Origin of the sequence: Cellulophaga omnivescoria, from assembly GCF_001999725.1 — a bacterium.
Lineage (GTDB): Bacteria > Bacteroidota > Bacteroidia > Flavobacteriales > Flavobacteriaceae > Cellulophaga > Cellulophaga omnivescoria.
On sequence record NZ_MDDP01000048.1, the window covers coordinates 179,097 to 201,560 of the forward strand.

The 22,464-nt window shown below is 32.1% G+C and carries 24 protein-coding genes; 13 read left to right on the forward strand and 11 right to left on the reverse strand.

The genetic code is table 11. The features are described 5' to 3' along the window. Nucleotides 1–190: 190 nt before the first annotated feature. Complete coding sequence (locus BFJ87_RS15010) at nt 191–841, forward strand: DUF1684 domain-containing protein (protein ID WP_077406448.1); 651 nt, start codon at nt 191–193, stop codon at nt 839–841. 69 nt (nt 842–910) lie between these two features. Here BFJ87_RS15010 and BFJ87_RS15015 read toward each other — a convergent pair whose 3' ends face one another. The 4 genes from BFJ87_RS15015 to crcB all read right to left on the reverse strand — a co-directional run bounded on the left by BFJ87_RS15015 (nt 911) and on the right by crcB (nt 4,318). Beyond that, nucleotides 911–1,927: an outer membrane beta-barrel protein gene (locus tag BFJ87_RS15015; RefSeq protein ID WP_171974521.1), complete on the reverse strand. Its 1,017-nt coding sequence runs from the start codon at nt 1,925–1,927 to the stop codon at nt 911–913. A gap of 116 nt (nt 1,928–2,043) precedes the next feature. Beyond that, nucleotides 2,044–3,324, reverse strand: a complete 1,281-nt coding sequence (locus tag BFJ87_RS15020; RefSeq protein ID WP_171974522.1) for an ammonium transporter — start codon at nt 3,322–3,324, stop codon at nt 2,044–2,046. A gap of 32 nt (nt 3,325–3,356) precedes the next feature. Further along, complete coding sequence (locus tag BFJ87_RS15025; RefSeq protein ID WP_077406453.1) at nt 3,357–3,695, reverse strand: P-II family nitrogen regulator; 339 nt, start codon at nt 3,693–3,695, stop codon at nt 3,357–3,359. Between the two features lie 251 nt (nt 3,696–3,946). Continuing rightward, nucleotides 3,947–4,318: a fluoride efflux transporter CrcB gene (gene crcB, locus BFJ87_RS15030; RefSeq protein WP_077406456.1), complete on the reverse strand. Its 372-nt coding sequence runs from the start codon at nt 4,316–4,318 to the stop codon at nt 3,947–3,949. Nucleotides 4,319–4,861: 543 nt separating this feature from the next. Between crcB and BFJ87_RS15045 the strand changes: the two genes are divergently transcribed. Continuing rightward, a complete protein-coding gene (locus BFJ87_RS15045; protein ID WP_077406465.1) occupies nt 4,862–5,248 on the forward strand; it encodes a pyrophosphohydrolase domain-containing protein in 387 nt (128 codons plus the stop codon). A gap of 50 nt (nt 5,249–5,298) precedes the next feature. Here the strand turns inward: BFJ87_RS15045 and BFJ87_RS15050 are convergent, their stop codons facing one another. Next, nucleotides 5,299–6,366 carry a branched-chain amino acid aminotransferase gene (locus tag BFJ87_RS15050; protein WP_077406468.1) on the reverse strand — a complete coding sequence of 356 codons (1,068 nt, stop codon included), beginning with the start codon at nt 6,364–6,366 and terminating at the stop codon, nt 5,299–5,301. Nucleotides 6,367–6,473: 107 nt separating this feature from the next. Between BFJ87_RS15050 and BFJ87_RS15055 the strand changes: the two genes are divergently transcribed. The 9 genes from BFJ87_RS15055 to BFJ87_RS15095 all read left to right on the forward strand — a co-directional run bounded on the left by BFJ87_RS15055 (nt 6,474) and on the right by BFJ87_RS15095 (nt 14,740). Beyond that, on the forward strand, nt 6,474–6,977 hold the full coding sequence (locus tag BFJ87_RS15055) for a DUF4920 domain-containing protein (RefSeq protein ID WP_077406471.1): 504 nt from the start codon (nt 6,474–6,476) through the stop codon (nt 6,975–6,977). Nucleotides 6,978–6,981: 4 nt separating this feature from the next. Next, nucleotides 6,982–7,644 carry a tRNA (5-methylaminomethyl-2-thiouridine)(34)-methyltransferase MnmC2 gene (gene mnmC2, locus BFJ87_RS15060; protein WP_077406474.1) on the forward strand — a complete coding sequence of 221 codons (663 nt, stop codon included), beginning with the start codon at nt 6,982–6,984 and terminating at the stop codon, nt 7,642–7,644. Nucleotides 7,645–7,741: 97 nt separating this feature from the next. After that, on the forward strand, nt 7,742–8,302 hold the full coding sequence (locus BFJ87_RS15065) for a nucleotide exchange factor GrpE (RefSeq protein ID WP_077406477.1): 561 nt from the start codon (nt 7,742–7,744) through the stop codon (nt 8,300–8,302). Between the two features lie 9 nt (nt 8,303–8,311). Further along, complete coding sequence (gene dnaJ / locus BFJ87_RS15070; RefSeq protein WP_077406480.1) at nt 8,312–9,433, forward strand: molecular chaperone DnaJ; 1,122 nt, start codon at nt 8,312–8,314, stop codon at nt 9,431–9,433. 119 nt (nt 9,434–9,552) lie between these two features. Further along, nucleotides 9,553–10,482: an ABC transporter ATP-binding protein gene (locus BFJ87_RS15075; protein WP_077406483.1), complete on the forward strand. Its 930-nt coding sequence runs from the start codon at nt 9,553–9,555 to the stop codon at nt 10,480–10,482. After that, on the forward strand, nt 10,482–11,819 hold the full coding sequence (locus tag BFJ87_RS15080) for an ABC transporter permease (protein ID WP_077406486.1): 1,338 nt from the start codon (nt 10,482–10,484) through the stop codon (nt 11,817–11,819). The genes BFJ87_RS15075 and BFJ87_RS15080 overlap by 1 nt, the downstream gene beginning before the upstream one ends. Nucleotide 11,820: 1 nt before the next feature. Beyond that, complete coding sequence (locus BFJ87_RS15085; RefSeq protein WP_077406489.1) at nt 11,821–12,666, forward strand: mechanosensitive ion channel family protein; 846 nt, start codon at nt 11,821–11,823, stop codon at nt 12,664–12,666. A gap of 34 nt (nt 12,667–12,700) precedes the next feature. Further along, entirely contained in the window at nt 12,701–13,567 is an 867-nt protein-coding gene (locus BFJ87_RS15090) for a DUF6268 family outer membrane beta-barrel protein (RefSeq protein ID WP_077406492.1), read from the forward strand. A gap of 9 nt (nt 13,568–13,576) precedes the next feature. Then, nucleotides 13,577–14,740, forward strand: coding sequence for a sigma-54-dependent transcriptional regulator (locus BFJ87_RS15095; RefSeq protein ID WP_013619911.1), 1,164 nt, complete (start codon nt 13,577–13,579; stop codon nt 14,738–14,740). 71 nt (nt 14,741–14,811) lie between these two features. Here BFJ87_RS15095 and BFJ87_RS15100 read toward each other — a convergent pair whose 3' ends face one another. The 6 genes from BFJ87_RS15100 to BFJ87_RS15125 all read right to left on the reverse strand — a co-directional run bounded on the left by BFJ87_RS15100 (nt 14,812) and on the right by BFJ87_RS15125 (nt 19,709). Next, a complete protein-coding gene (locus BFJ87_RS15100; RefSeq protein ID WP_013619910.1) occupies nt 14,812–15,189 on the reverse strand; it encodes a PH domain-containing protein in 378 nt (125 codons plus the stop codon). Between the two features lie 14 nt (nt 15,190–15,203). Next, nucleotides 15,204–15,557 carry a hypothetical protein gene (locus BFJ87_RS15105; protein WP_077406495.1) on the reverse strand — a complete coding sequence of 118 codons (354 nt, stop codon included), beginning with the start codon at nt 15,555–15,557 and terminating at the stop codon, nt 15,204–15,206. A 45-nt stretch (nt 15,558–15,602) separates the two neighbouring features. Next, nucleotides 15,603–16,382, reverse strand: coding sequence for a carboxypeptidase-like regulatory domain-containing protein (locus BFJ87_RS15110; RefSeq protein WP_077406498.1), 780 nt, complete (start codon nt 16,380–16,382; stop codon nt 15,603–15,605). A 158-nt stretch (nt 16,383–16,540) separates the two neighbouring features. Next, nucleotides 16,541–18,346, reverse strand: coding sequence for a DEAD/DEAH box helicase (locus BFJ87_RS15115; protein ID WP_077406501.1), 1,806 nt, complete (start codon nt 18,344–18,346; stop codon nt 16,541–16,543). Nucleotides 18,347–18,502: 156 nt separating this feature from the next. Then, the gene (locus tag BFJ87_RS15120) at nt 18,503–19,132 is read right to left on the reverse strand and encodes a DUF4337 domain-containing protein (protein WP_077406504.1); all 630 of its coding nucleotides are present in this window, start codon (nt 19,130–19,132) and stop codon (nt 18,503–18,505) included. Next, on the reverse strand, nt 19,125–19,709 hold the full coding sequence (locus BFJ87_RS15125) for a non-canonical purine NTP diphosphatase (RefSeq protein WP_077406506.1): 585 nt from the start codon (nt 19,707–19,709) through the stop codon (nt 19,125–19,127). The genes BFJ87_RS15120 and BFJ87_RS15125 overlap by 8 nt, the downstream gene beginning before the upstream one ends. Before the next feature lie 94 nt (nt 19,710–19,803). On the opposite strand from BFJ87_RS15125, the gene BFJ87_RS15130 reads away from it, so the two are divergent. Next, nucleotides 19,804–20,256 (forward strand): methyltransferase family protein, encoded by a 453-nt coding sequence (locus tag BFJ87_RS15130; protein ID WP_077406509.1) that lies wholly within the window; start codon nt 19,804–19,806, stop codon nt 20,254–20,256. 148 nt (nt 20,257–20,404) lie between these two features. Beyond that, nucleotides 20,405–22,297, forward strand: a complete 1,893-nt coding sequence (gene serA, locus BFJ87_RS15135; protein WP_077406512.1) for a phosphoglycerate dehydrogenase — start codon at nt 20,405–20,407, stop codon at nt 22,295–22,297. Nucleotides 22,298–22,464: the final 167 nt, after the last annotated feature.

Sequence of the window (22,464 nt, forward strand, 5' to 3'; positions counted from 1 at the left end):
CTCGCCAGGCTTAGTATTAGTATAATATATCTATTTCAATATTAAATACAGCAGCGCTGGCACCTTTTTAAGGTACAGATAACCACAGATTTATATATTGAACGTCTTTGCATTTTTCTTTTATTCTAAAACAAAGCTAAGTAAAAAAGTAATAAGTTGTATTTTTACAGTATTAATTTAATGTAATAAAATGAGGTATACTGTATTTGTATTTATAATGGTATTGTTGAGTTGTAATGGTCAAAAAAAGTATCATACTAATGAGGTTGAAGAAAAAATTGCGGCAACAAAATCTGATAAGTTAAAAAGTATTTTAGAATATCATAAAAAGTTAAACGATGAATACAAAGATGCAAAAACATCTCCATTACCAAATAAGTACAGAAAAGATTTTGATGGTTTAGATTTTTTTGAGCCAGATACCAACTATGTGGTAAAGGCTAGGTTAGAGTTGGCTTTAGGGGCAACTCCATTTTTAATGGCAACCACAACAAATCAGAGTCAAGAGTATAAATTATACGGAAGGTTATTTTTTAAATTAAACGGAAAAGATTTACAACTAGAAGTATATCAAAACCAACAATTAATAAAACAAGAAAAATATAAAGATCATTTGTTTTTACCTTTTTTAGATAAAACAAATGGTAAAGAAACCTATGGTGGTGGTAGATACATAGAGCTGTCTGAGACAGATGAAGATTTTATTATGGTAGATTTTAATAAGGCATACAACCCTTATTGTGCTTATAGTAAAAAATATTCTTGCCCAGTAGTGCCAATTGTAAATACATTGGATATAGAGGTTAGAGCAGGGGTAAAGGCATTTAACAAAGAGCATTAAAAAGAAGAAAGCCTAGCGCACAAACTAGACTTTCTTCAACAACCAAACTATAAACTAAACTTAATTTTTTTAAAAAGAATAAACTGCTGCAATTAAAAAGGTAGACAAGCTTTTTGAAGGATCGCCGTCGTTATCTAAAAACGGCTCGTTATTGCTCCAAGCATCTAACCTAACCTCAGGTTTAATTGTTAAATCTTCAACAGTAAAACTAGCAGTTAATGTAGTAGCAAATACACTAGGTTCATCATCTAAGCCATCAATAATTTGTGTAAAATACTCACCTCTTAATCCAAAAGAAGCAGTTTCTGATGCTTTAATTTGTGGGTATAATGCTACACCAGCAAATCCATTTCCATCGTTATCAGCATAAGCACCATTTATACCTAAGTAAAAACTATCAGATAAATCAAAACCACCTGTATAATCAATTTCAAAACCTAGGTTAGCAGTGTCATCATAATAAAGGTTTAAATATTGACCAGCATAACCTAATTGTGCTCCAAGAGCATATTGGCTAGTTAAATTATTATCTACATCTGTAACATTCATTACAGCAAGCATTAAGCTAAAATCATCAGATAATGTAAAATCGGCCTTTAAACCAGTATGAGAAAAAGGTCCGCTAGAGAATAAGTGAGATGTACTGTAATTAAAGTTACCTACAGGAGAGATTACCTCATACCCTAAATAGGTGTTAAAACGACCCATTGTTAGTTTTGTTCCTTCACTTACATTCCAGTATGCGTATAATTGGTTAACATTTAACCCAGTAATGGCTTGTTCACCTCTTGGTCCAAAAACAAGATCTGCTACTGCACCGGTTTTTTCACCTTCATAACTAGCAATAATGTTAGCCATACCAAGTGCAAAACCAGTTTCGTTTGCAAATGATGTTAAAGGAGCTAAATACTCTCCGTCTACTGCTTTATCATCTGCACTTAAATTTGTTCTAAAATAAGCATCTACAGATCCGCTAAACTCTAATTTTTTTTCTTCTTCTTCCTGAGCAAATATTAATGCTGAAGATAACATCATTATTGAAAATGATAATTTTTTTAAGTAATTTGTTGTCGTATTCAATTTCATATCAAATAAATTGTAAACCCTTTATTTTAAGGGGTTTGTTAGTGATTTTATTTTTTGTTTTTGAAACATTTTATGACGGAGCGTTCTGCAAAACGCTCCGTTTTTGTTTCTTTTATTTATTTTTCTGTTGTTGTAAACTCTGGGTATACCTCAATATCGTGTTCATGAACATCTAAACCTTCTAACTCTTCTTGTTTAGAAACTCTTAAACCAATAGTTTTCTTTAGTATAAAAAGTATAATAAATGTGGTTACTGCTGCCCATAAAATGTAAGCTAAAGAACCGTATGTTTGTACTAGTAATAAGCTAGCCCCACCGCCGCTTAGTAGTCCGCCATCTAAAGCAAAAACACCAACTAAAACAGTACCAATAAAACCACATACACCGTGTACAGATATTGCACCTACTGGATCATCAATTTTTAATTTTCTATCTATAAACTCAATAGAAAGTACAACTGCTATTCCACAGATAAGGCCTATTGCTAATGCTCCCCATGCGTTTACAGCACCACAACCAGCAGTAATACCTACTAAACCAGCTAAAGCACCGTTTAATGTCATAGAAATATCTGGTTTACCATATTTAATCCAAGTAAAAAATAAGGCAGCAACAGCACCAATAGCAGCAGCTAAGTTTGTATTTATAATTACACTACCAGCGGCAACAGTATCAGATCCACCCCATGCAAGTTGAGATCCACCATTAAAGCCAAACCAACCTAACCATAGGATAAATACACCTAATGCACCAAGTATCATGTTATGTCCTGGAATTACGTTCACTTTACCATCTGTATATTTACCTATACGCGGGCCAACCATAATTGCAGCAACTAAAGCTGCGCCACCACCAACTGCGTGTACTACAGAAGAACCTGCAAAGTCTACAAAACCAGCAACATTTAACCAAGCATTATCATCAAAAGGCCAGTACCAACTACCCGAAATAGGATATATAATTGTTGTTAAAATGGCAGAATATATAAGGTATGTAGAGAATTTTGTACGCCCTGCTATAGCTCCAGATACTATTGTAGCAGCAGTAGCGCAAAATACTGTTTGAAAAAATAAGTTATACCAATCGTCTGCAGAAAAGAAAAAATACCCTTGTTCTGCTGGGCTTAATCTAAAAAATCCGCCTAAAACAGTATCGCTACCATACATAATTCCGTAACCTACAGCCCAGAACATTAAGGAACCTACGCAAAGGTCCATAATGTTTTTCATTATTATGTTACCAGAGTTTTTACTGCGTGTAAAGCCAACTTCTACTAATGTAAAACCAGCTTGCATAAAAAATACTAAAATGGCAGCTATTGTTATCCATAATGCACCCATATCACTGTTGATGCTTTCAACAGCTTTACTTAGTGCTTCTTGTTGTTCGTTAATCATAATTTTAAATTTTTAATAGTGTCTTGGTTTGGTTAGTTTATTCCTGCGTGACCGTTTTCTTTGGTTCTAATACGGTAAGCGTCTATAATTTCAGATACAAATATTTTTCCGTCTCCTACATTGCCTGTGTAAGCAGCATCTAAAATTGTATTTACAGTTTTTTCTAAAAATTCATCAGAAACTATAATAGATAAGTATCTTCTTTGAATATCAGATGTGCTGTAAGATATTCCTCGGTATACATGTCCTTGTTTTTCGTTTCCAACTCCAGTAACATCCCAGTAGCTAAAAAAGTTTACTTCAATTTGGTGTAGTGCTTTTTTAACATCATCAAATTGAGATTTTCTAATAATTGCTTCAATTTTTTTCATATCGTTTAGTTATTTACAGGGTAAATGTATTTAATAATGATAAAGACCCTATAATTTTTATGGGTACTTTTTTAATTTTTATGATATAAATAAAATTAACCCCATTTTAAATAGGGGTAATGTAATATTATTTTAATTTTTTATTAAAATGATATTTAAAAAATGGAATAAATAGAAACCAAGGAGTATTACAGCATAAATTATTGCTGTAGAGGTGTAATATTGCGAAAAGAATGATTTTTTGTGAAATATTATAAGGATTTAGAAATCCAAAACCCGCCAATTACGGCAAAAATACCAATGGCAATACTTAATAAAGTATAAAAAGTAAAATGTAGAAAGTCTCCGGTTTTTAATAAAGATTGGTTTTCTAGTGCAAAAGTAGAAAAGGTGGTAAACCCTCCACAAAAACCAGTAGCTAATAATAAAGCTTGATTTTCTGTAAGGTAATTACCTTTTAAAGTTAAGCCAATAATAAAGCCAATAAGTAAACTACCTATTATATTAACTAAAAAAGTTCCTAAAAAATAAGGTTGAAATGAATTATTTAGTGTTTTGCTTATAAGAAAACGCAATACACTACCTGCACCTCCACCTAAAAAAACAAGTAACAACTGTTTCATACCTTACAAAGGTAAAAAACTATATTGCTTTTTTGTATTTTGTAGAGATTATATTAAGCGGGTATACTTTAGCCGTTGTTTGTGATGTAGGTTTACTAACAGGTTTTTTAACTTTAGCATTATTACGATTAACACTAAACACTAAAAGTAAGGCATTAACGGCCACAAGAATAAATAAAATGTTAAGAAAAATAGTCATTTAACAGAATTTGTTATCAGTACAACGCAAAAATACGTTTTTTCTTACACTATAACGAAGAAAGCCTATTTTTTGTTGTGTGTTGCTTGATTTTTGTTGTGAACGGTAAAAAAGCGTTAATTTTTTAGAAATTGTTTAATAATAAACAATGATATTATGAAGATAATAAAGGTAATGGCTACCCATTTTACACCAGAATAGTTTTTTAAATGTAATTTTTTGTCTCTTTTATATGTAATTACAATAATAATAGTAAAAACAATAACAAAAAGAGCGGCAAATATATATTGTCCGGTGGTAAACATATTTCTATTTTTGTGCAAAACTAACGTAAAATTATACAAATGAAAAATAAACTTAAAGCGGTAGAGTTATTTCATAAATCTTTTGGAGCTGGTGTTTCTGAAGAATTAAAAGCAGATTTAGGACAGCAAAAAAATTTATTGCGCTTTAACCTTATGGATGAAGAAAATAAGGAGTACTTAGAAGCGGCTAATAATAATGATATGGTTGAAGTTGCAGATGCTTTGGGTGATATGCTTTATATTTTATGTGGTACAATATTAGAACATGGTATGCAGTATAAAATTGAAGAAGTTTTTGATGAAATACAGCGTAGTAATATGAGTAAGCTTGGAGCAGATGGTAAGCCTGTATACAGAGAAGATGGAAAAATTTTAAAAGGCCCTAATTACTTTAAGCCTAGTATAGAAAGTATTCTTAATAAATAAAAAAAGTGCCTAATTAGGCACTTTTTTAATATTATATAGGTAACATAAGGTTATTCAACCTTAAAACGCCATCCAAATTTATCTTCAGCTTTGTTATACTGTATACTTGTAATGCGGTTTTTTAATAAAGTAGCGTAACTATCTTCTACATTTGGTAACATATAATCATTATCTCTAAACCCAAAACCTGCAATAGGAGAAATTACAGCAGCAGTACCTGCACCAAACATTTCTTTTAAACTGCCATCATTTGCAGCATCTACTAATTCTTGTACTTTTATTTTACGTACTTCAGTTTTTATACCTTCGTCTTCAGCAATTTTTAAAATACTTTTACGCGTAATACCATCTAAAATACGGTCACTAGTAGGACACGTTAATAAAGTATCATTAATACGAACAAAAACATTCATTGCGCCAGCTTCTTCAATATACTCGTGTGTATTGTCATCTGTCCAAATTACCTGTTGGTATCCTTTGTCCTGTGCAAGTTTAGTTGGGTAAAATTGGCCAGCATAGTTACCACCTGCTTTAGCAAAACCAACGCCACCGTTTGCAGATCTAGAATACGTTTCTTCAATAAGTACTTTTACTTCGCCAGAAAAGTAAGAGCCAGAAGGGGCTCCACAAATAACAAACTTGTATTCATCTGCTGGTGATGCGTGAAAACCTAAGCCTGTAGCAAAAATAAATGGTCTTATATATAGTGAGCTTCCTGCAGATTGAGGAATCCAATCGCTATCCGTTTTTAATAATGCTTTAAGACCTTCCATAAAATAACTCTCTGGAATTTCTGGAATAGCTAATCTTTTTGCAGATAAATTTAAACGTTTGTGATTGTCTAAAGGACGAAACATCCAAATGGTGTCTTGTTCATCCTTGTAGGCTTTCATTCCTTCAAAAATAGATTGACCATAGTGAAAAATTTTAGCAGAAGGGTCTAAAGAAATTGGCTGATAAGGCACAACCTTAGGAGCTTCCCAAGCGCCATTTTTGTAATCACAGACCAACATATGATCCATATAAATACTTCCAAACGAAAGATTATTAAAATCAACATCGTTTATTTTAGTGTTTTTTGTTTTTTCTACACTAATTTGGTTTGTAGTAACATCCATAGTATTCAGAATTTAAGTTCATAAAATTAATCAATTATCAGTACTAGTACTTCTTTTTTAGATTAAAAATGTCCAAATTTGCATTCTATCACTAAATTTTATCAGATATGAAAAGTTTTAACATTTTGCTTGTAGTAATTTTATTGTTTATGTCTTGCAAAGAGGCAAAAAAAGAAACCGTAGTTCAGGAACCTGAGCAAAAAATAGAAGAATTAGCATCTTTTGGTGAAAAAATTACAGAAGATAATGCTAAAGTTACTAAAGAAATGGCATCTGTATACCATAATTTAGCAGTTGCAGATACGGTAACAACAAAATTTAAAGGCAAGGTATTAGATGTTTGTCAGTCTAAAGGTTGTTGGATGAAGTTAGATTTGGGGGGCGGTGAGCAAGCTATGGTTAAGTTTAAAGATTATGGTTTTTTTATGCCAAAAGATATTACAGGTAAAGAAGTTATTGTAAACGGTAAAGCATTTATAGAGCAAATGTCTGTAGATGAACAACAACACTATGCAGAAGATGGTGGGGCAACTAAAGAAGAAATAGCGCAAATAACAACGCCAAAAAAAACGTACAGGTTTCAGGCAGATGGTGTGCTTTTAAAAGAGTAAATATTTGAAACGAAAAATAATTACAACAGGTGATGGTTCTAAAACCATACAAATAGAAGAATGGAATGAGCAATACCACTCCAAGCACGGAGCAGTACAAGAAGCTTATCATGTATTTATAAAACACGGCTTATCTTTATTTAAAGATGAGCCTATTTCTATTTTAGAAATTGGTTTTGGAACTGGACTGAATGCTATAATTACGGCAATTGAGGCACCAAAAAGCAATTTAAATATAAATTATACAGGGGTAGAGGCTTATCCGGTAGCATTAGAAGAGGTGTCGCAGTTAAATTACGTAGAGCAGTTAAAAGCTAAAGGTTTTGAAGATGTATTTACTAAAATGCATAAAGCAAATTGGGAAGTTAATGAAGAGGTATTGCCGTATTTTAATTTGATAAAAAGGGAGCAGAACTTTTTAGATATAACTGATAAAGAAGCTTATAACCTCATTTATTTTGATGCCTTTGGAGCAAGAGTGCAACCAGAACTTTGGACAGAAGACGTTTTTGCTATAATGTACAATGCATTAAAAACAAACGGAGTGCTAGTAACATATGCAGCAAAAGGTAGCGTAAGGCGTGCAATGTTGGCAGTTGGTTTTAAGGTAGAACGACTGCCGGGACCTCCAGGAAAAAGAGAAATGCTTAGAGCAAGTAAATTATAGTATTTTTTTAATAAAGTTTAGTGACATTTTGACATTTTTAAAGAAATGGCAGTACTTTTGCCATCTTAATTTTCAAGATATTAAACATTAGCATATAATGAGTAAAAAAGATAAAGCTGAAGAAGTAGCACAAGAAGAAAAAATGAATAAAGCTGCTGAAGAAGTTAAGGAAAATACAGAAACTACTGAAGAAGAAACGGTAGAGTTGTCTGTAGAAGAACAATTGCAACAAGACTTAGCTAAAGAAAAAGATAAGTTTTTACGTTTGTTTGCTGAGTTTGAAAACTATAAAAAAAGAACATCTAAAGAACGTATGGACTTGTTTAAAACAGCGGGTCAAGAGGTTATAGTGTCTATGCTTCCAGTTATGGATGATTTTGACCGTGCTATGAAAGAAATTTCTAAGTCAGAGGATAAAGAGTTGGTTACCGGTGTAGAGCTTATACAAAATAAATTTAAAGAGACTTTAAAAGGTAAAGGATTGTTAGAAATAGAAGTTGTACAAGGTGATGCATTTAATGCAGACGTACACGAGGCTATTACACAAATACCAGCTCCAGATGAAAAGTTAAAAGGGAAAATTATAGACGTAATAGAAAAAGGATTTACGTTAGGAGATAAAATTATTCGTCACCCAAAAGTTGTTGTTGGGAACTAAAAATAAAAAATGAAAGAAGATTTTTACAGCATATTAGGCATTGCTAAAAATGCAACTGCAGCAGAAATAAAAAAGGCATACCGTAAAAAGGCTATAGAATTTCATCCAGATAAAAACCCAGGTGATGCTAAAGCAGAGGAGATGTTTAAAAAAGCTGCAGAAGCATATGAGATATTAAGTGATCCTGATAAAAAAGCAAGATATGATCAATACGGTCACGCTGCCTTTGAAGGTGGTGCTGGCGGTGGCGGTGGCGGCTTCGGCGGTATGAATATGGATGATATCTTTAGTCAGTTTGGAGATATTTTTGGCGGAGGCGGCTTTAGTGGTGGCTTTGGCGGTTTTGGCGGAGGCGGCCATCGTAGAGTTAAAGGTTCTAATTTACGAATTAGAGTTAAGTTAACTTTAGATGAAGTTGCTAATGGCGTAGAAAAAAAGGTAAAAGTTAAACGTAAAGTACAAGCAGATGGTGTAACATACAACACTTGTACTACTTGTAATGGCTCTGGGCAGGTTACTAAAATTGCAAATACCATTTTAGGAAGAATGCAAACTTCTGCTACTTGTAGCACTTGTGGTGGTAGTGGCCAGATTATAGATAAAAAACCAGCTGGTGCAGATGCACAAGGTTTAATTGCTAAAGAAGAAACGGTATCTATAAAAATACCTGGTGGTGTAGAAGATGGGATGCAGTTAAAAGTACCTGGTAAAGGTAATAGTGCTCCAGGTAACGGCGTTAACGGAGATTTAATAGTACTTATTGAAACTGAAGAGCATAGTACCTTAAAAAGAGAAGGTGATAACTTGCATTACGATTTATACATTAGTATTTCTGAAGCAGTTTTAGGTACTTCTAAAGAGATAGATGCTGTTGGTGGTAAAGTACGTATTAAACTAGAAGAAGGTATACAATCTGGTAAAATACTACGTTTAAGAGGTAAAGGTATTACTAGCTTAAATGGTTATGGAAGTGGAGACCTTTTAGTACACGTAAATGTTTGGACACCAAAAGAATTGAACAAAGAGCAAAGAGAGTTTTTTGAGCGTATGAGAGATAATGAAAACTTTGTTCCTCATCCAGAAAAATCTGACAAATCTTTTTTTGAAAAAGTTAAAGATATGTTCTCTTAAAAAATATAAGTATTGAGCAGTGCTTGTCACTGCTCATTTTTTTTCCCATCCTTATGTAAATAAGGGTGGGTTTTATTTTTATATGCTACCATTTATCTATCTTTGAAAAAATTGTGAAAATGAATACTATTTTGGCGGCAAAAGGTGTTTCTAAAAAATTTGGAGACCATACAGCCCTAAACAATGTTTCCTTAGAAATTCCTAAGAATTGTATATATGGTCTGCTAGGACCAAACGGCGCAGGAAAAACTACGCTAATACGTATAATAAATCAAATTACTTATCCAGATACTGGCACTGTTTTTTTTGATGGAGAACCTTTACAGCCAGAGCATATTGCTACTATTGGGTATTTGCCAGAGGAAAGAGGATTGTATAAAAGTATGAAGGTTGGTGAGCAAGCTTTGTATTTAGCACAGTTAAAAGGCTTATCTAAAAAAGAAGCTACAAAACGACTTAAATATTGGTTTGATAGGCTAGATATTGGAGACTGGTGGAATAAAAAAGTACAGGAGTTATCTAAAGGTATGGCCCAAAAAATACAATTTGTAGTAACAGTACTTCATCAACCAAAATTATTAATTTTTGATGAGCCATTTAGTGGTTTTGATCCTATTAATGCCAATATTATTAAAGATGAAATTCTTCATTTAAAGGAAGAAGGAGCTTCTATTATATTTTCTACTCACCGTATGGAGTCTGTAGAGGAATTATGCGAGTATATTGCGCTTATTCATCAGTCAGAAAAAATATTAGACGGTAAATTATCAGACATTAAAAAACAATATAAAAACAATATTTTTAATGTAGGTCTGCAAGTATCCGAAAAGAATGATGTTTTACAGAAATTGGAAGAAAAACATAAAATTTGGACGCCATCTTACAATAAAGAAGATGAGCAACTAGATTTTAAAATTCAGCTTACATCTAATAATACTGGTGCATTACTTGGGTATTTGTCAGAAAAAGGAAAAGTAAACCACTTTGTAGAAACTATACCGTCTGCAAATGATATTTTTATACAAACCGTAAAAAGCAAAACAAAATAGTGGGGAAATTAGGCTTAATTATAAAAAGAGAGTATTTAGCTAAGGTAAAAAATAAGTCGTTTATAATAATGACTTTTTTAAGTCCTATTTTAATGGTAGGTATGGTTGCTTTGGTGTTGTATTTAGCTATGCTTAATGATAGTGATAAAAAAGTAATTACAGTTTTAAACGAAAGTAGCTTTTTTAAAGAAGATTTTAATAGTACAGAAAGTACCTCTGTAATACGTTTTAAAAACATAAGTTTAGAGCAAGCAAAAGATTCTACAGAGCAACTTGGGCATTATGGTTTGGTATTTATACCAAACGGAAATAGTTTAGAGGAAGTGGCAAACGCATCGTACTTTTTTTCTAAAGAGTCTCCTACAGATGGTTTTTTAGATGATTTAGAAGATATTTTTCAGTACCGTCTTAAACAAAAAAGATTAGAACATTTAGGAGTTTCGCCAGAGCAATATAGTGCTATTAGTAAAAACTTTTCTATACACACGGCTACTTTTCAAGGTAAAGAAAACTTAAAAGGGTTAAATGAGCTTAACGCCATAATTGGTGGTGGTTTTGGTTATTTAATAATGATGTTTATTATAATCTACGGTAGTTTTGTAATGCGTAGTGTAATAGAAGAAAAAACAAGTAGGGTAATAGAGGTAATAATATCATCTGTAAAACCTTTTCAGTTAATGATGGGTAAAATAATAGGAACCTCTTTAGCAGGTGTAACTCAGTTTACTATTTGGGTGCTATCTGGTTCTTTGTTGTTTTTGGTTGTTTTTTTAATTTTTGATTTGGACGTTACTGCTTTACAAAACGGAGGTACTAATCTACCACAAGCACAGGCTATACAGGTGGCCAGTAGTGGTATGGAGGATAACGTGCAGAAATTTGCAGAAATGTTTGTTCAAATTCCTTGGGTATCTTTATTTAGTTTTTTCTTAGTATACTTTATATTAGGGTATTTAATTTATAGTTCTATTTACGCGGCAATTGGTGCAGCTGTAGATAATGAGACAGATACTCAGCAATTTATGTTACCAGTTATATCTCCGCTAATGTTGGCAATTTATGTTGGCTTTATATCGGTGTTTAGTAATCCTCACGGTCCTGTGGCAGTAGGTTTTTCATTATTTCCGTTAACATCTCCAATTGTAATGCTAATGCGTTTGTCTTCTGGTATAGGAGAAGGTGGTGTACCTGTATGGCAATTAGTTGTTTCTATAGCTTTGTTATTAGTAACATTTTTGTCTATAGTTTGGTTAGCAGCAAAAATTTATAGAATTGGTATATTAATGTATGGTAAAAAGCCGAGCTATAAAGACTTATATAAGTGGTTAAAGTATTAAGATGGAAGAATTAAAAAATATACTTAAATATTTAAAAGACTTTATGTCTTATAAGTTGGTAGATGGTGATAAGGTAGTTATTACGGTAAGTACGTTGGTTACTATTGTTGTGGTTATTTTAGCAGTTACTTATATTTTAAAACTAGTACATAAAATTGTTGTTGCTAAATTACCGCAAGATGATAAAAATAAGTTTTTAAGCATATTTAGTTTTTTAAAGTACTTTTTGTATATCCTAGCTGTAATAACTGTTTTGCATTCTTCTGGAGTAGATTTAACAGTTTTACTTACAGCGTCTGCCGCTTTATTTGTTGGTTTAGGTTTTGCATTGCAATACCTTTTTCAGGATATAATATCTGGTATATTAATTATTCTAGATCAGTCTCTACATATTGGAGATATTATAGAAGTAGAAGGTAAGGTGGGTAGAGTTTTTGAAACCAGGTTAAGAACAACAAGAGCGTTAACCAGAGATGATAAAGTTATTGTTATTCCAAACCATAAGTTTTTAACAGACAGTATTTATAATTATACACAAAACCATAAAACAACAAGAGAAAATGTTAAAGTTGGTGTTGCTTATGGTAGTGATGTAGAGTTGGTATCTAAATTGTTATTAGAAATTATAGATAAAAAAAACGGAATTTTAAAAAATCCTAAGCCCTTTGTGTTGTTTGAAGATTTTGGAGATTCAGCCTTAATGTTTTCTGTAAATTATTATACAAATGATAGTTATGGAGATCCAAGAATAAAAAGTGATTTACGTTTTTTAATAGACGCTGCTTTCAGAAAAAACAATATATCTATCCCTTTTCCACAAAGAGATATACATATTATTAGTAAATAATTTAGTTAAGAATTACGCATATACTTGTTTACGTATGAAAAAACTTTTAGGAGTTTGTTTTTTTCTAATAGTGCAGCTGGTCTGGTCACAAAGCTCAGATATTGTAAGGTTAGAATACACTACTTTGCCCAAAAAAAAATCTTCAAGAAGTATTTCTAGATTTCGGTTTTTGGCAAATCTTCCTATAAAGCTAAATGAAAAAAATTATTTAGTTGCTGGTGCAGAATATGGTATTATAGATTTTGCAAACGATAGTATTTATGAGTTTGATGATAAGGAATTAGAAAAATTAAGAATTGTAGATCTTAATTTAGGGTATGCGCATATACTTAATGATAAATGGACTTTTGTAGGTTTGGTAACACCAAGGTTAGCATCTAACTTTATTAATGGTGTGCAAAAAGAAGATTTTAATTTAAATTATTCTGTTTTAACTATTAAGGCAGATATGAAAAAAGAAAAACCTACAAGGTTAATATTAGGGTTGTCATACAACAATGCTACTGGTTTTGATGTTCCTTTACCTATTATAAGTTACTACAAAAAATTTCATCCAAACTGGTCGTATATGGTTGGTGTGCCTAGAATGGAGTTTAAATATCACTTAAAAGAACACCATACATTTAAAGCGGCATTATTATTGGATGGTTATTTTGTAAATGTACAAAATGATATTGCTTTACCTGATAACGACTTAGGCTCCGGCTTATCTTTATCTGTAATTGTAGGTGCTTTTGGCTACCAGTATAACATTAATAAAAATATATCTTTTTATGCATTAGCGGGCCATACTTTATCACAAAGAGGTTTGTTAAGAGATGAAGAAAGAAAAAGCGTATATTCGTTATATGACGATGGAAATGTATATTTTAAAACAGGATTTAAAATAGGAATTTTTTAAAACACGTATATGTCAAAAATATTAGTAATAGAAGATGAAGCTGCAATACGCAGGGTTTTGGTAAAAATTTTATCAGAAGAAAGCGATACTTATAATGTTGAAGAGGCAGAAGACGGTTTAAAAGGTATAGATGCCATTAAAAAAAACGATTACGATTTAGTTTTGTGTGATATTAAAATGCCAAAAATGGATGGTGTAGAGGTATTAGAAGCTGCGCGTAAATTAAAACCAGAATTGGCTTTTATAATGATTTCTGGTCACGGAGATTTAGATACTGCAGTAAACACAATGCGTTTAGGTGCTTTTGATTATATATCTAAACCACCAGACTTAAATAGGTTGCTAACAACAGTACGTAATGCATTAGATCGTAAAAATTTGGTTGTAGAAAATACTAAACTTAAGAAAAAAGTTAGTAAAAACTACCAAATGATAGGAGAAAGCGAAGGCATATCTTTAATAAAAGATATGATAGAAAAAGTAGCTCCTACAGATGCACGTGTTTTAATTACAGGATCTAATGGTACGGGTAAGGAGTTGGTAGCTCATTGGTTACATGAAAAAAGCCCGCGTAGTAAAGCACCATTTATAGAGGTGAACTGTGCAGCAATACCATCTGAATTAATAGAAAGTGAACTTTTTGGTCACGTTAAAGGAGCATTTACATCTGCAGTTAAAGATAGAGCTGGTAAATTTGAAGCGGCAAATAAAGGAACTATTTTTTTAGATGAAATAGGTGATATGAGTTTGTCTGCGCAGGCAAAAGTGTTACGTGCTTTACAAGAAAGTAAAATATCTAGAGTTGGTACAGATAAAGATATAAAGGTTGATGTTAGGGTAGTGGCAGCTACAAATAAAGATCTAAAAAAGGAAATAGCAGAAGGTAATTTTAGAGAAGATTTATACCATAGACTTGCAGTTATACTTATAAAAGTCCCAGCGTTAAATGATAGAAGAGAAGATATTCCTTTGTTAATAACATATTTTGCAGATAAAATAAGTAAAGAGCAAGGAACGGCTAAAAAAGTATTTTCTGATAAAGCAGTTTCATTGTTAAAAAGTTATGACTGGACAGGAAACATTAGAGAGCTACGCAATGTTGTAGAACGATTAATTATTTTAGGCGGACAAGAAGTTACAGAAGAAGATGTAAAACTATTTGCAAGTAAATAATACGTAGTTTACTAAAAACAAAAAAGCCTATATTTTTAAAATATAGGCTTTTTTAATAGGCTGTAAAGTTGTTACATTACTTTGCTTGCCAAATATTTTTGTACTTCGTAAACATCTATACTTTTGTTAAACTTTTTGCTAACAGATGGAAGGTTTTCGCTAGAAATCCAGATTTTTAATTCAGCATCCAAGTCAAAAGTACCTGCTGTCTCTAAAGAGAACCTAGAGATGCTTTTGTATGGCATAGACCTGTACTCTGCTTTGTTGCCAGTTAAGCCTTGTACATCTATTAATATTAAACGCTTATTGGTAAACATAAACGTATCTCTAAATAATTTAAATCCTAGTTCTACTTGTTCATTATCTGTTAGAAGTCTTCCGTATTTTTCATTTAATTTTTCTACAGATACTTCACTTGCGTTACCAAGTATTTTATTAAATAATCCCATTATTGTTGTTAATATTAATTTTCTTGAGTGGTATTGTTTTCTTCTTTGTTTAGCAACTTGGCTGATACTTTATAATCTGCATTATATATCATTTTTGGTGTAGCCTTTTTTAAATCAAAATAAGCTCTTTTATACCATTTAGCATCTGTTGCTTTTTTTCTGTAATCTTCATTGGTTTTAGTAGTGCCAAATTCTTCATTTATATATGGTTTAATAGCGTGTATGCCAATACCAAAGTGTTCAATACGTTCTAAAACCATTGCAAAATCTAGCTCAGAAAAGTAAAAGTTGTCATCAGCATCAAATCCTGTATTTAAGTTTTGAAGATCTGTAAAAACATTCTTCTGTAAAAATTCTAATTTTGTCATAGTTAGTGTTAAGGTGTGTAATGTAAGCAGTAGGTAATTGTACTGTTATTTTTTTCTGTTTAAAACCTTGTATTCTTCATAGCAACCGCTAATTGCATCTAATATTTGCAAATCGTTAGCTGTTTGTATAAAGGACTTAGAGTAGTTACAGTTGTTTAATATATCTTCAATATCTACTTTTTCTAGTTGTAGTAATTCTGTTAGTGTTTCTCTGTCAAACTTTGCAGCTAATAAATCTCTAATACGGTCATCTTCTTTTATTTGGCGAAGTTTGCGCATTTGTGCAGGTTTTTTACCAAATAAATTACGGAGTAAATCTGCCGGATTTAAGATAGCGCCAAGTACTTTTGTAACAGCACTTGGTTTTTTGTTACCGGCTTCATAACCTGTATTTAGTCCAGAGATTGCATACTGATAAGAATCGTTTAAACTAACGTTTTTAGCATCTATTTCTAAAAAGCCTGTTAACTGGTATGGTTTTACAACAACTTCTTCTAAGGCAAAAGCAAGTTCTGTTAAGGTAATTTTAGTGTCTTTAAACTTAAGCATATCATTAGTAACCTTAATTTTTTGAGATTTAAAACCAAGGTATGTTAAGTAAAGTGTGTCATTGGCAACTGCAGGTATTGTAAACTTACCTTTTTGGTCTGTAATTGTACCTTTTACTTGGTTAAGGTTTACAATGTGTACACTAGGCATCGGTTCATCAGTTTGCGCATTTATAATGGTTGCAGTAAACTCATTTTCTTTTTCTTTTGTTTTTTTTTCCTGTGAAAATCCACAGAATGTAATTAAGCTAAAAACAAGTAGGATGTATTTATTCATAAAAAAAGTGGTGTCGTTTATCTTCTACTAAAAACTCTAAGATATTAAAGTTTATCTCTTTAGGTGCGGAATATGGGTTAAATTTTTGATTAGAGGTGGTAAATAAACAAAAAAAAATACGCCGAAGCGTATTTTTAATATTCTATTAACTTAAAAGCTTAGTATCTTCTTTTACTTCTTTTGTTACCATAGCTTCCGCCGCTATCACGGCTTCCTCTACTGTCTTTATTGCGAGAACGACCTCTGTCTCCGCCACCTCTATTATCTCTTCCTCGAGAAGATGAAGAACGGCCTCTGTCTCCGCGACCTCTACCACCTCTTCCGCGACCACCGCCACCTCCAGGGTTGTTAGAAATTTCTACGTTAACAAATCTGCCATCTACTTTAAACTCTGTAAATGTGGCTAGGACTTTTTCTGTGTGTTCTGCATCTGTATTAAAGAAAGAGAAACTTTCCTTAACATCTACTTTAAACACATCTTCTTTACCAAGACCAACAGTATCTCTTAAGAAATCTTTCAATGTCATCCAATCATAATCATCGCGCTCACCAACATTAATAAAGTAACGCACAGAACCACTAGTAGGTATTTCTGCTTTGTCTCTGCTACGACCTTCACGCTCACCTCTTTCTCCTCGGTCCGACGTGTTAAGGTCCTTAGTTTTGTTGTAATAGTCAAAGAAACGAGTAAACTCTACAGAAACTATTTTTTTAATTAGTTCCTCTCTGTCTACACCCTCTAATACATCATTAATTGCAGGTAAGTAGTTTTCTACTTCTTCATTAATTTCTGTATTTTTTATTTTGTTTGCTAAATGGTATAACTGAATTTCACAAATTTCCATCCCTGTAGGAATCTTTTTTGATAAAAATTCTGTTTGTAATTTTTTCTCTAAAGCTTTTATTTTACGTAGTTCACTACGAGTAACAATTACCATAGATACACCAGATTTTCCTGCTCTACCAGTACGCCCACTACGGTGTGTATAGGTTTCAATTTCATCTGGTAATTGGTAGTTTATTACGTGTGTAATGTCATCTACATCTATACCACGTGCGGCTACATCTGTAGCAACAAGCATTTGTATTTGTTTTTTACGAAAAGCGCTCATTACCAAATCTCTTTGGTTTTGACTTAAATCTCCGTGTAAAGCACCGGCATTGTAACCGTCTTCAATTAATTTTTCGGCAACCCTTTGCGTGTCCCTTTTGGTTCTACAAAAAACAACAGAAAATATATCTGGGTTGGTATCTGCTAATCTTTTTAATGCAGGGTATCTATCTCTACCACCAACAACATAATACTCATGTTGTACGGTAGTTGCACCTGCATTTTTAGATCCCACAGTAATTTCTTGTGGGTTGTGCATGAATTTTTTAGCAATTGTAGATACTTCTCTTGGCATTGTTGCAGAGAATAACCACGTAAATTTTTCATCTGGAGTGTTAGATAAAATGTCTTTTATGTCTTCATAGAAGCCCATATTTAACATTTCATCCGCTTCATCTAATACACAGTAATCTAACTTAGATATGTTAACCATACCACGGCTAATCATATCTTTTATTCTACCAGGAGTAGCAACAACTATTTGTGCTCCTCTTCTAATTTGGTTTGCTTGCTCTGTAATACTAGCACCACCGTAAATTGCAACAACGTTAAGACCTTTTTCGTATTTAGAATACGCTTTTAGTTCATTAGTAATTTGTAAACAAAGTTCACGTGTAGGAGATAGTATTAATCCTTGAGTAGTTCTGCTACTTGTATCAATTTTCTGAATTAACGGAAAACCAAAAGCAGCTGTTTTACCGGTACCAGTTTGTGCTAATGCTACAAGGTCTGTTTCTTGGTTTAAAAGGATTGGAATTGCTTTTTCTTGTACTTCTGATGGAGATTCAAATCCAAGATCTACAATAGCATCAAGTAGGGACTTATCTAGCCCTAATGCTTCAAATTTTGTCATAATATGTTATTCTTAATCGCAAATATGTATGTTACATAGAGCGTTTATCATATTATAACTCAGAGTAACACATGCTATACCAGCGGCGTTTTTTAATAAGCTGCAAAAGTACTTTAAATATTTTGAATAACCATACAACATAAGTAATAGTTATATTTAAGGAGCAAGACTATAGCCGTAAATAGATAAAATAACACCAATTACCCCAAAAATAATCATTAAAGCAACTAGTGATTTTTGCAATGTAGGATTGTCATAAATTATTATGCAAACGGCACCTAAAACAATACTTATTTGAAAAAAAAGAACTCCAAAATCAAACTTACGGGTAGCTATATCATATTTTTGTGCTAGTACTTTCCACTCGTTAATGCCAGTAATTACGCCCATTTTGCCATCTAAGTCTTGAGTCCAATCTTTTTTTTCAATGTTTTTAGAACCAATTAAAATTTCGTGTTTTTCTGCCTTGTACTTTTTTATTTGTGCTTTGGTTTTTTCTATTTTACTGTACACAAAATCTCTTTTTTCTTCAGCAACGGCATTAGTGTACAAAAGAGCTTCTAGGTTGTCTAATTCACTTTCTTTTAAACTTTCTTTTATGCTTTTAGACTGATACCAACTAGAATAATTAACCAATTTGTTGTGTGCAATCATCATTTCTTCTTCTAATTCTCCGTTTACTAACTGAGAAATTGCCATAAGTGCGGCAAAAAAAGCAATAAGTACACCACCATATGCCTCGGCACGTTCAGATGCTACAGAAACTTCTACTGTTTGCTTAGCCATAATTGTATTGTTTTAAAAAAGTAATTAGCTGTATTGTAGCCTTTGCTCTGTGGCTAATTTTGTTTTTTGTTTCTAGCGGTAATTGTGCAAATGTTTTGTTATATCCTTCGGGAGTAAAAATAGGATCGTATCCAAAACCATCTGTGCCCTGTTTACTTTGTGTAATAGAACCATTTACGATACCAGTAAAAATATGTTGCTCACCATTAATTTGCAGAGCTATAACTGTTTTAAAATGTGCTTCTCTGTTTGGGTTGTCTCCTAACTTTTGTAAAAGTTTTGCCATATTGTCTTCTGCACTTTTCTGTTCTCCGGCGTAACGAGCAGCATAAATTCCGGGTTCACCATTTAAAGCATTTACAAGCAAACCAGTATCATCAGAAAAACAAGGTAAGTTGTACTTTTCTGTAACATAATTTGCCTTTTGTATAGCATTGCCTTCTATAGTATCTGCTGTTTCTGGTATATCATCAAAACAACCAATATCTGTTAAAGAGACAAGTGTAATGTTTTTAGGAACTAAGGCTTGTACCTCTTTAAATTTATTAGCGTTATGTGTGGCAAATACTATTTTCATTATTTGTAATTAGGAGTGTTTTTGTAAAATTTTACATTAAATTTTTTAAAAACCAAGTGCAAAAGTAGTAATTTTATTTTCTTAAATATTTAATATGTCTTTAAAGCTTCCGCCGGTAGTAGTTGTTTTTATTTTTGGTTTGTTTATGTACGTTTTAGCAAGATTTTTACCTTTTGGTGTTTTTGACTTTTTTGGAAGAACAATGCTTTTAAAAGGTTTGTTAGTGGTTATGCTTTTGGTTTTAGCGGCATCAACATATAAATTTTTTAAAGCCAAAACTACTGTAGATCCTAAAAATTTAGAGAAGACAAATACATTAGTAACTACTGGTATATACAAATTTACCAGAAACCCAATGTATTTAGCAATGCTTTTGTTATTAATTGCTTGGGGTTTATTTTTAAGTAATGCTTTTAATATGCTTTTAGCAGCTGCATTTGTATCTTATATGAACGCTTACCAAATATTGCCAGAAGAAAAAATGCTAACCCAAAAATTTGGTAAAGAATACACATCTTACACAAAAAAAGTGCGTCGTTGGTTTTAATTTTATTATCATATTCTTAATTTAAAGGGGCTTAAAAAACAATTTTTATAGCATATGTGATGATACGCCTTTTTTGCTTTAATTTTACTTTTTACTTAGCAACTATCACACTAATATTTTTTACTTTTACTACTTAAATTTTTTAAAAATGGTAGACCAAGGGAGAAAATATGTTTTTGATTTTGATAGCACGCTAACCAGAGTTGAAGCTTTAGATGTTTTAGCTGAAATTACATTACAAGGTAATGCTAACAAAGAAGAAATTATTAAAGAAATACAAGAAATTACCAACCTAGGAATAGATGGCGATATCTCCTTTACAGAGTCCTTAGAAAAACGCATAAAACTACTTAATGCGCATAAAAGCCATTTAACACAATTGGTAGCAGAACTTAGAGATAAAATATCTAAGTCTATTGAAACTAATAAAGAATTTTTTCATAACTATTCTGATGATATTTATGTTATTTCTTGCGGATTTAAAGAGTTTATAGATCCTATAGTTGAAGAATACAACATACCATCTAATAAAGTATATGCAAATACTTTTAAGTTTGATGCGGATGGTAATATTATTGGTTTTGATGAGGCTAATGTTTTGGCATCTCACAACGGTAAAATAGAGTGTCTTAAAAACTTAGACCTAGATGGTGAGGTACAAGTAATAGGAGATGGGTATAGTGATTATGTAATGCGTGAAGCTGGAATTGCAGATAAGTTTTTTGCATATACAGAAAATGTAAGTAGAGATAAAGCTACAACAAATGCAGATCACGTTACACCTAATATGGATGAGTTTTTGTTTGTAAATGATTTGCCACGAAAAATATCATACCCAAAAAACAGAATAAAAATATTGTTGCTAGAAAATGTGCATCCGGCAGCATTTCATAATTTATCTGAAGACGGTTTTTCTGTAGAACTTGTAAAACACAGTCTACCGGAAGATGAATTAATAGAAAAATTAAAAGGAGTACACGTTTTAGGTATTCGTTCTAAAACACAAGTAACCAAAAAAGTATTAGAGGCTGCAGATAAACTTTTAGTAGTTGGTGCATTTTGTATTGGTACTACGCAAATAGATCTAGAGAGTGCTAAAAAAAGAGGTGTAGTTGTATTTAATGCGCCTTATAGTAATACACGTTCTGTTGTAGAGTTGGCTATTGGAGAAATTATAACCTTAATGCGTAATGTATTTCCTAGGAGTCAGGAAATTCACAGCGGGCAATGGAATAAAACAGCAGTTAACTCTAGAGAAGTACGTGGTAAAAACTTAGGAATTGTTGGTTATGGTAATATAGGTAAACAATTATCTGTTTTAGCAGAGGCTATTGGTATGCGTGTGTATTATTATGATGTTAATGACCAATTAGCGCTTGGTAATGCTACAAAATGTAATACTTTAGAAGATTTACTTAATGTGTCTGATGTGGTAACATTACATATTGATGATAATAAAGCAAACAAGAACTTTATTGGTGAGCGTGAAATTAACCAAATGAAAAATGGTGCTATGCTTATTAATTTATCTCGTGGTTTTGTAGTAGATATACAAGCATTAGTAGTAGCATTAAAAAGTGGTAAAATTGGTGGGGCAGCAGTAGATGTTTACCCAGAAGAGCCACGTAGTAATGGTGAGTTTTTTACTGAGTTGCAAGGGTTAGATAACGTAATATTAACACCGCATGTTGGAGGTAGTACAGAAGAAGCGCAAAGAGATATTGCAGATTTTGTACCTAATAAAATTATGGAGTATATTAACTCTGGTAATACCGTAGATGCAGTAAATTTCCCTAGTATACGCTTGCCAAGGCAAACTAATGCACATCGTTTTTTACACATACACAAAAACGTACCGGGTATAATGGCTAAAATAAATAAGGTTTTAGCAGAGTATGAAATGAATATTACCGGTCAGTACTTATCTACAGATAGTGAAGTTGGATATGTAATTACAGACCTAGATAAAAAGTATAACAAAGAGGTTATTAAGGCTTTAAAAAAGGTGGAAAACACTATTAAATTTAGAGTTCTTTATTAGTAGTTTATAAGTTACAAGTAAATATAAAAGGCTGCACTAAAAAGTGCGGTCTTTTTTATTACATCTTATTCTAAAAAATTTTTAACCTTAGTTTTTATAAAAAATAAAAAACAACATAAAAGGGGACGCACGCAAAAAAAAACAAAATAAAGAAAAAAATAAAAGAT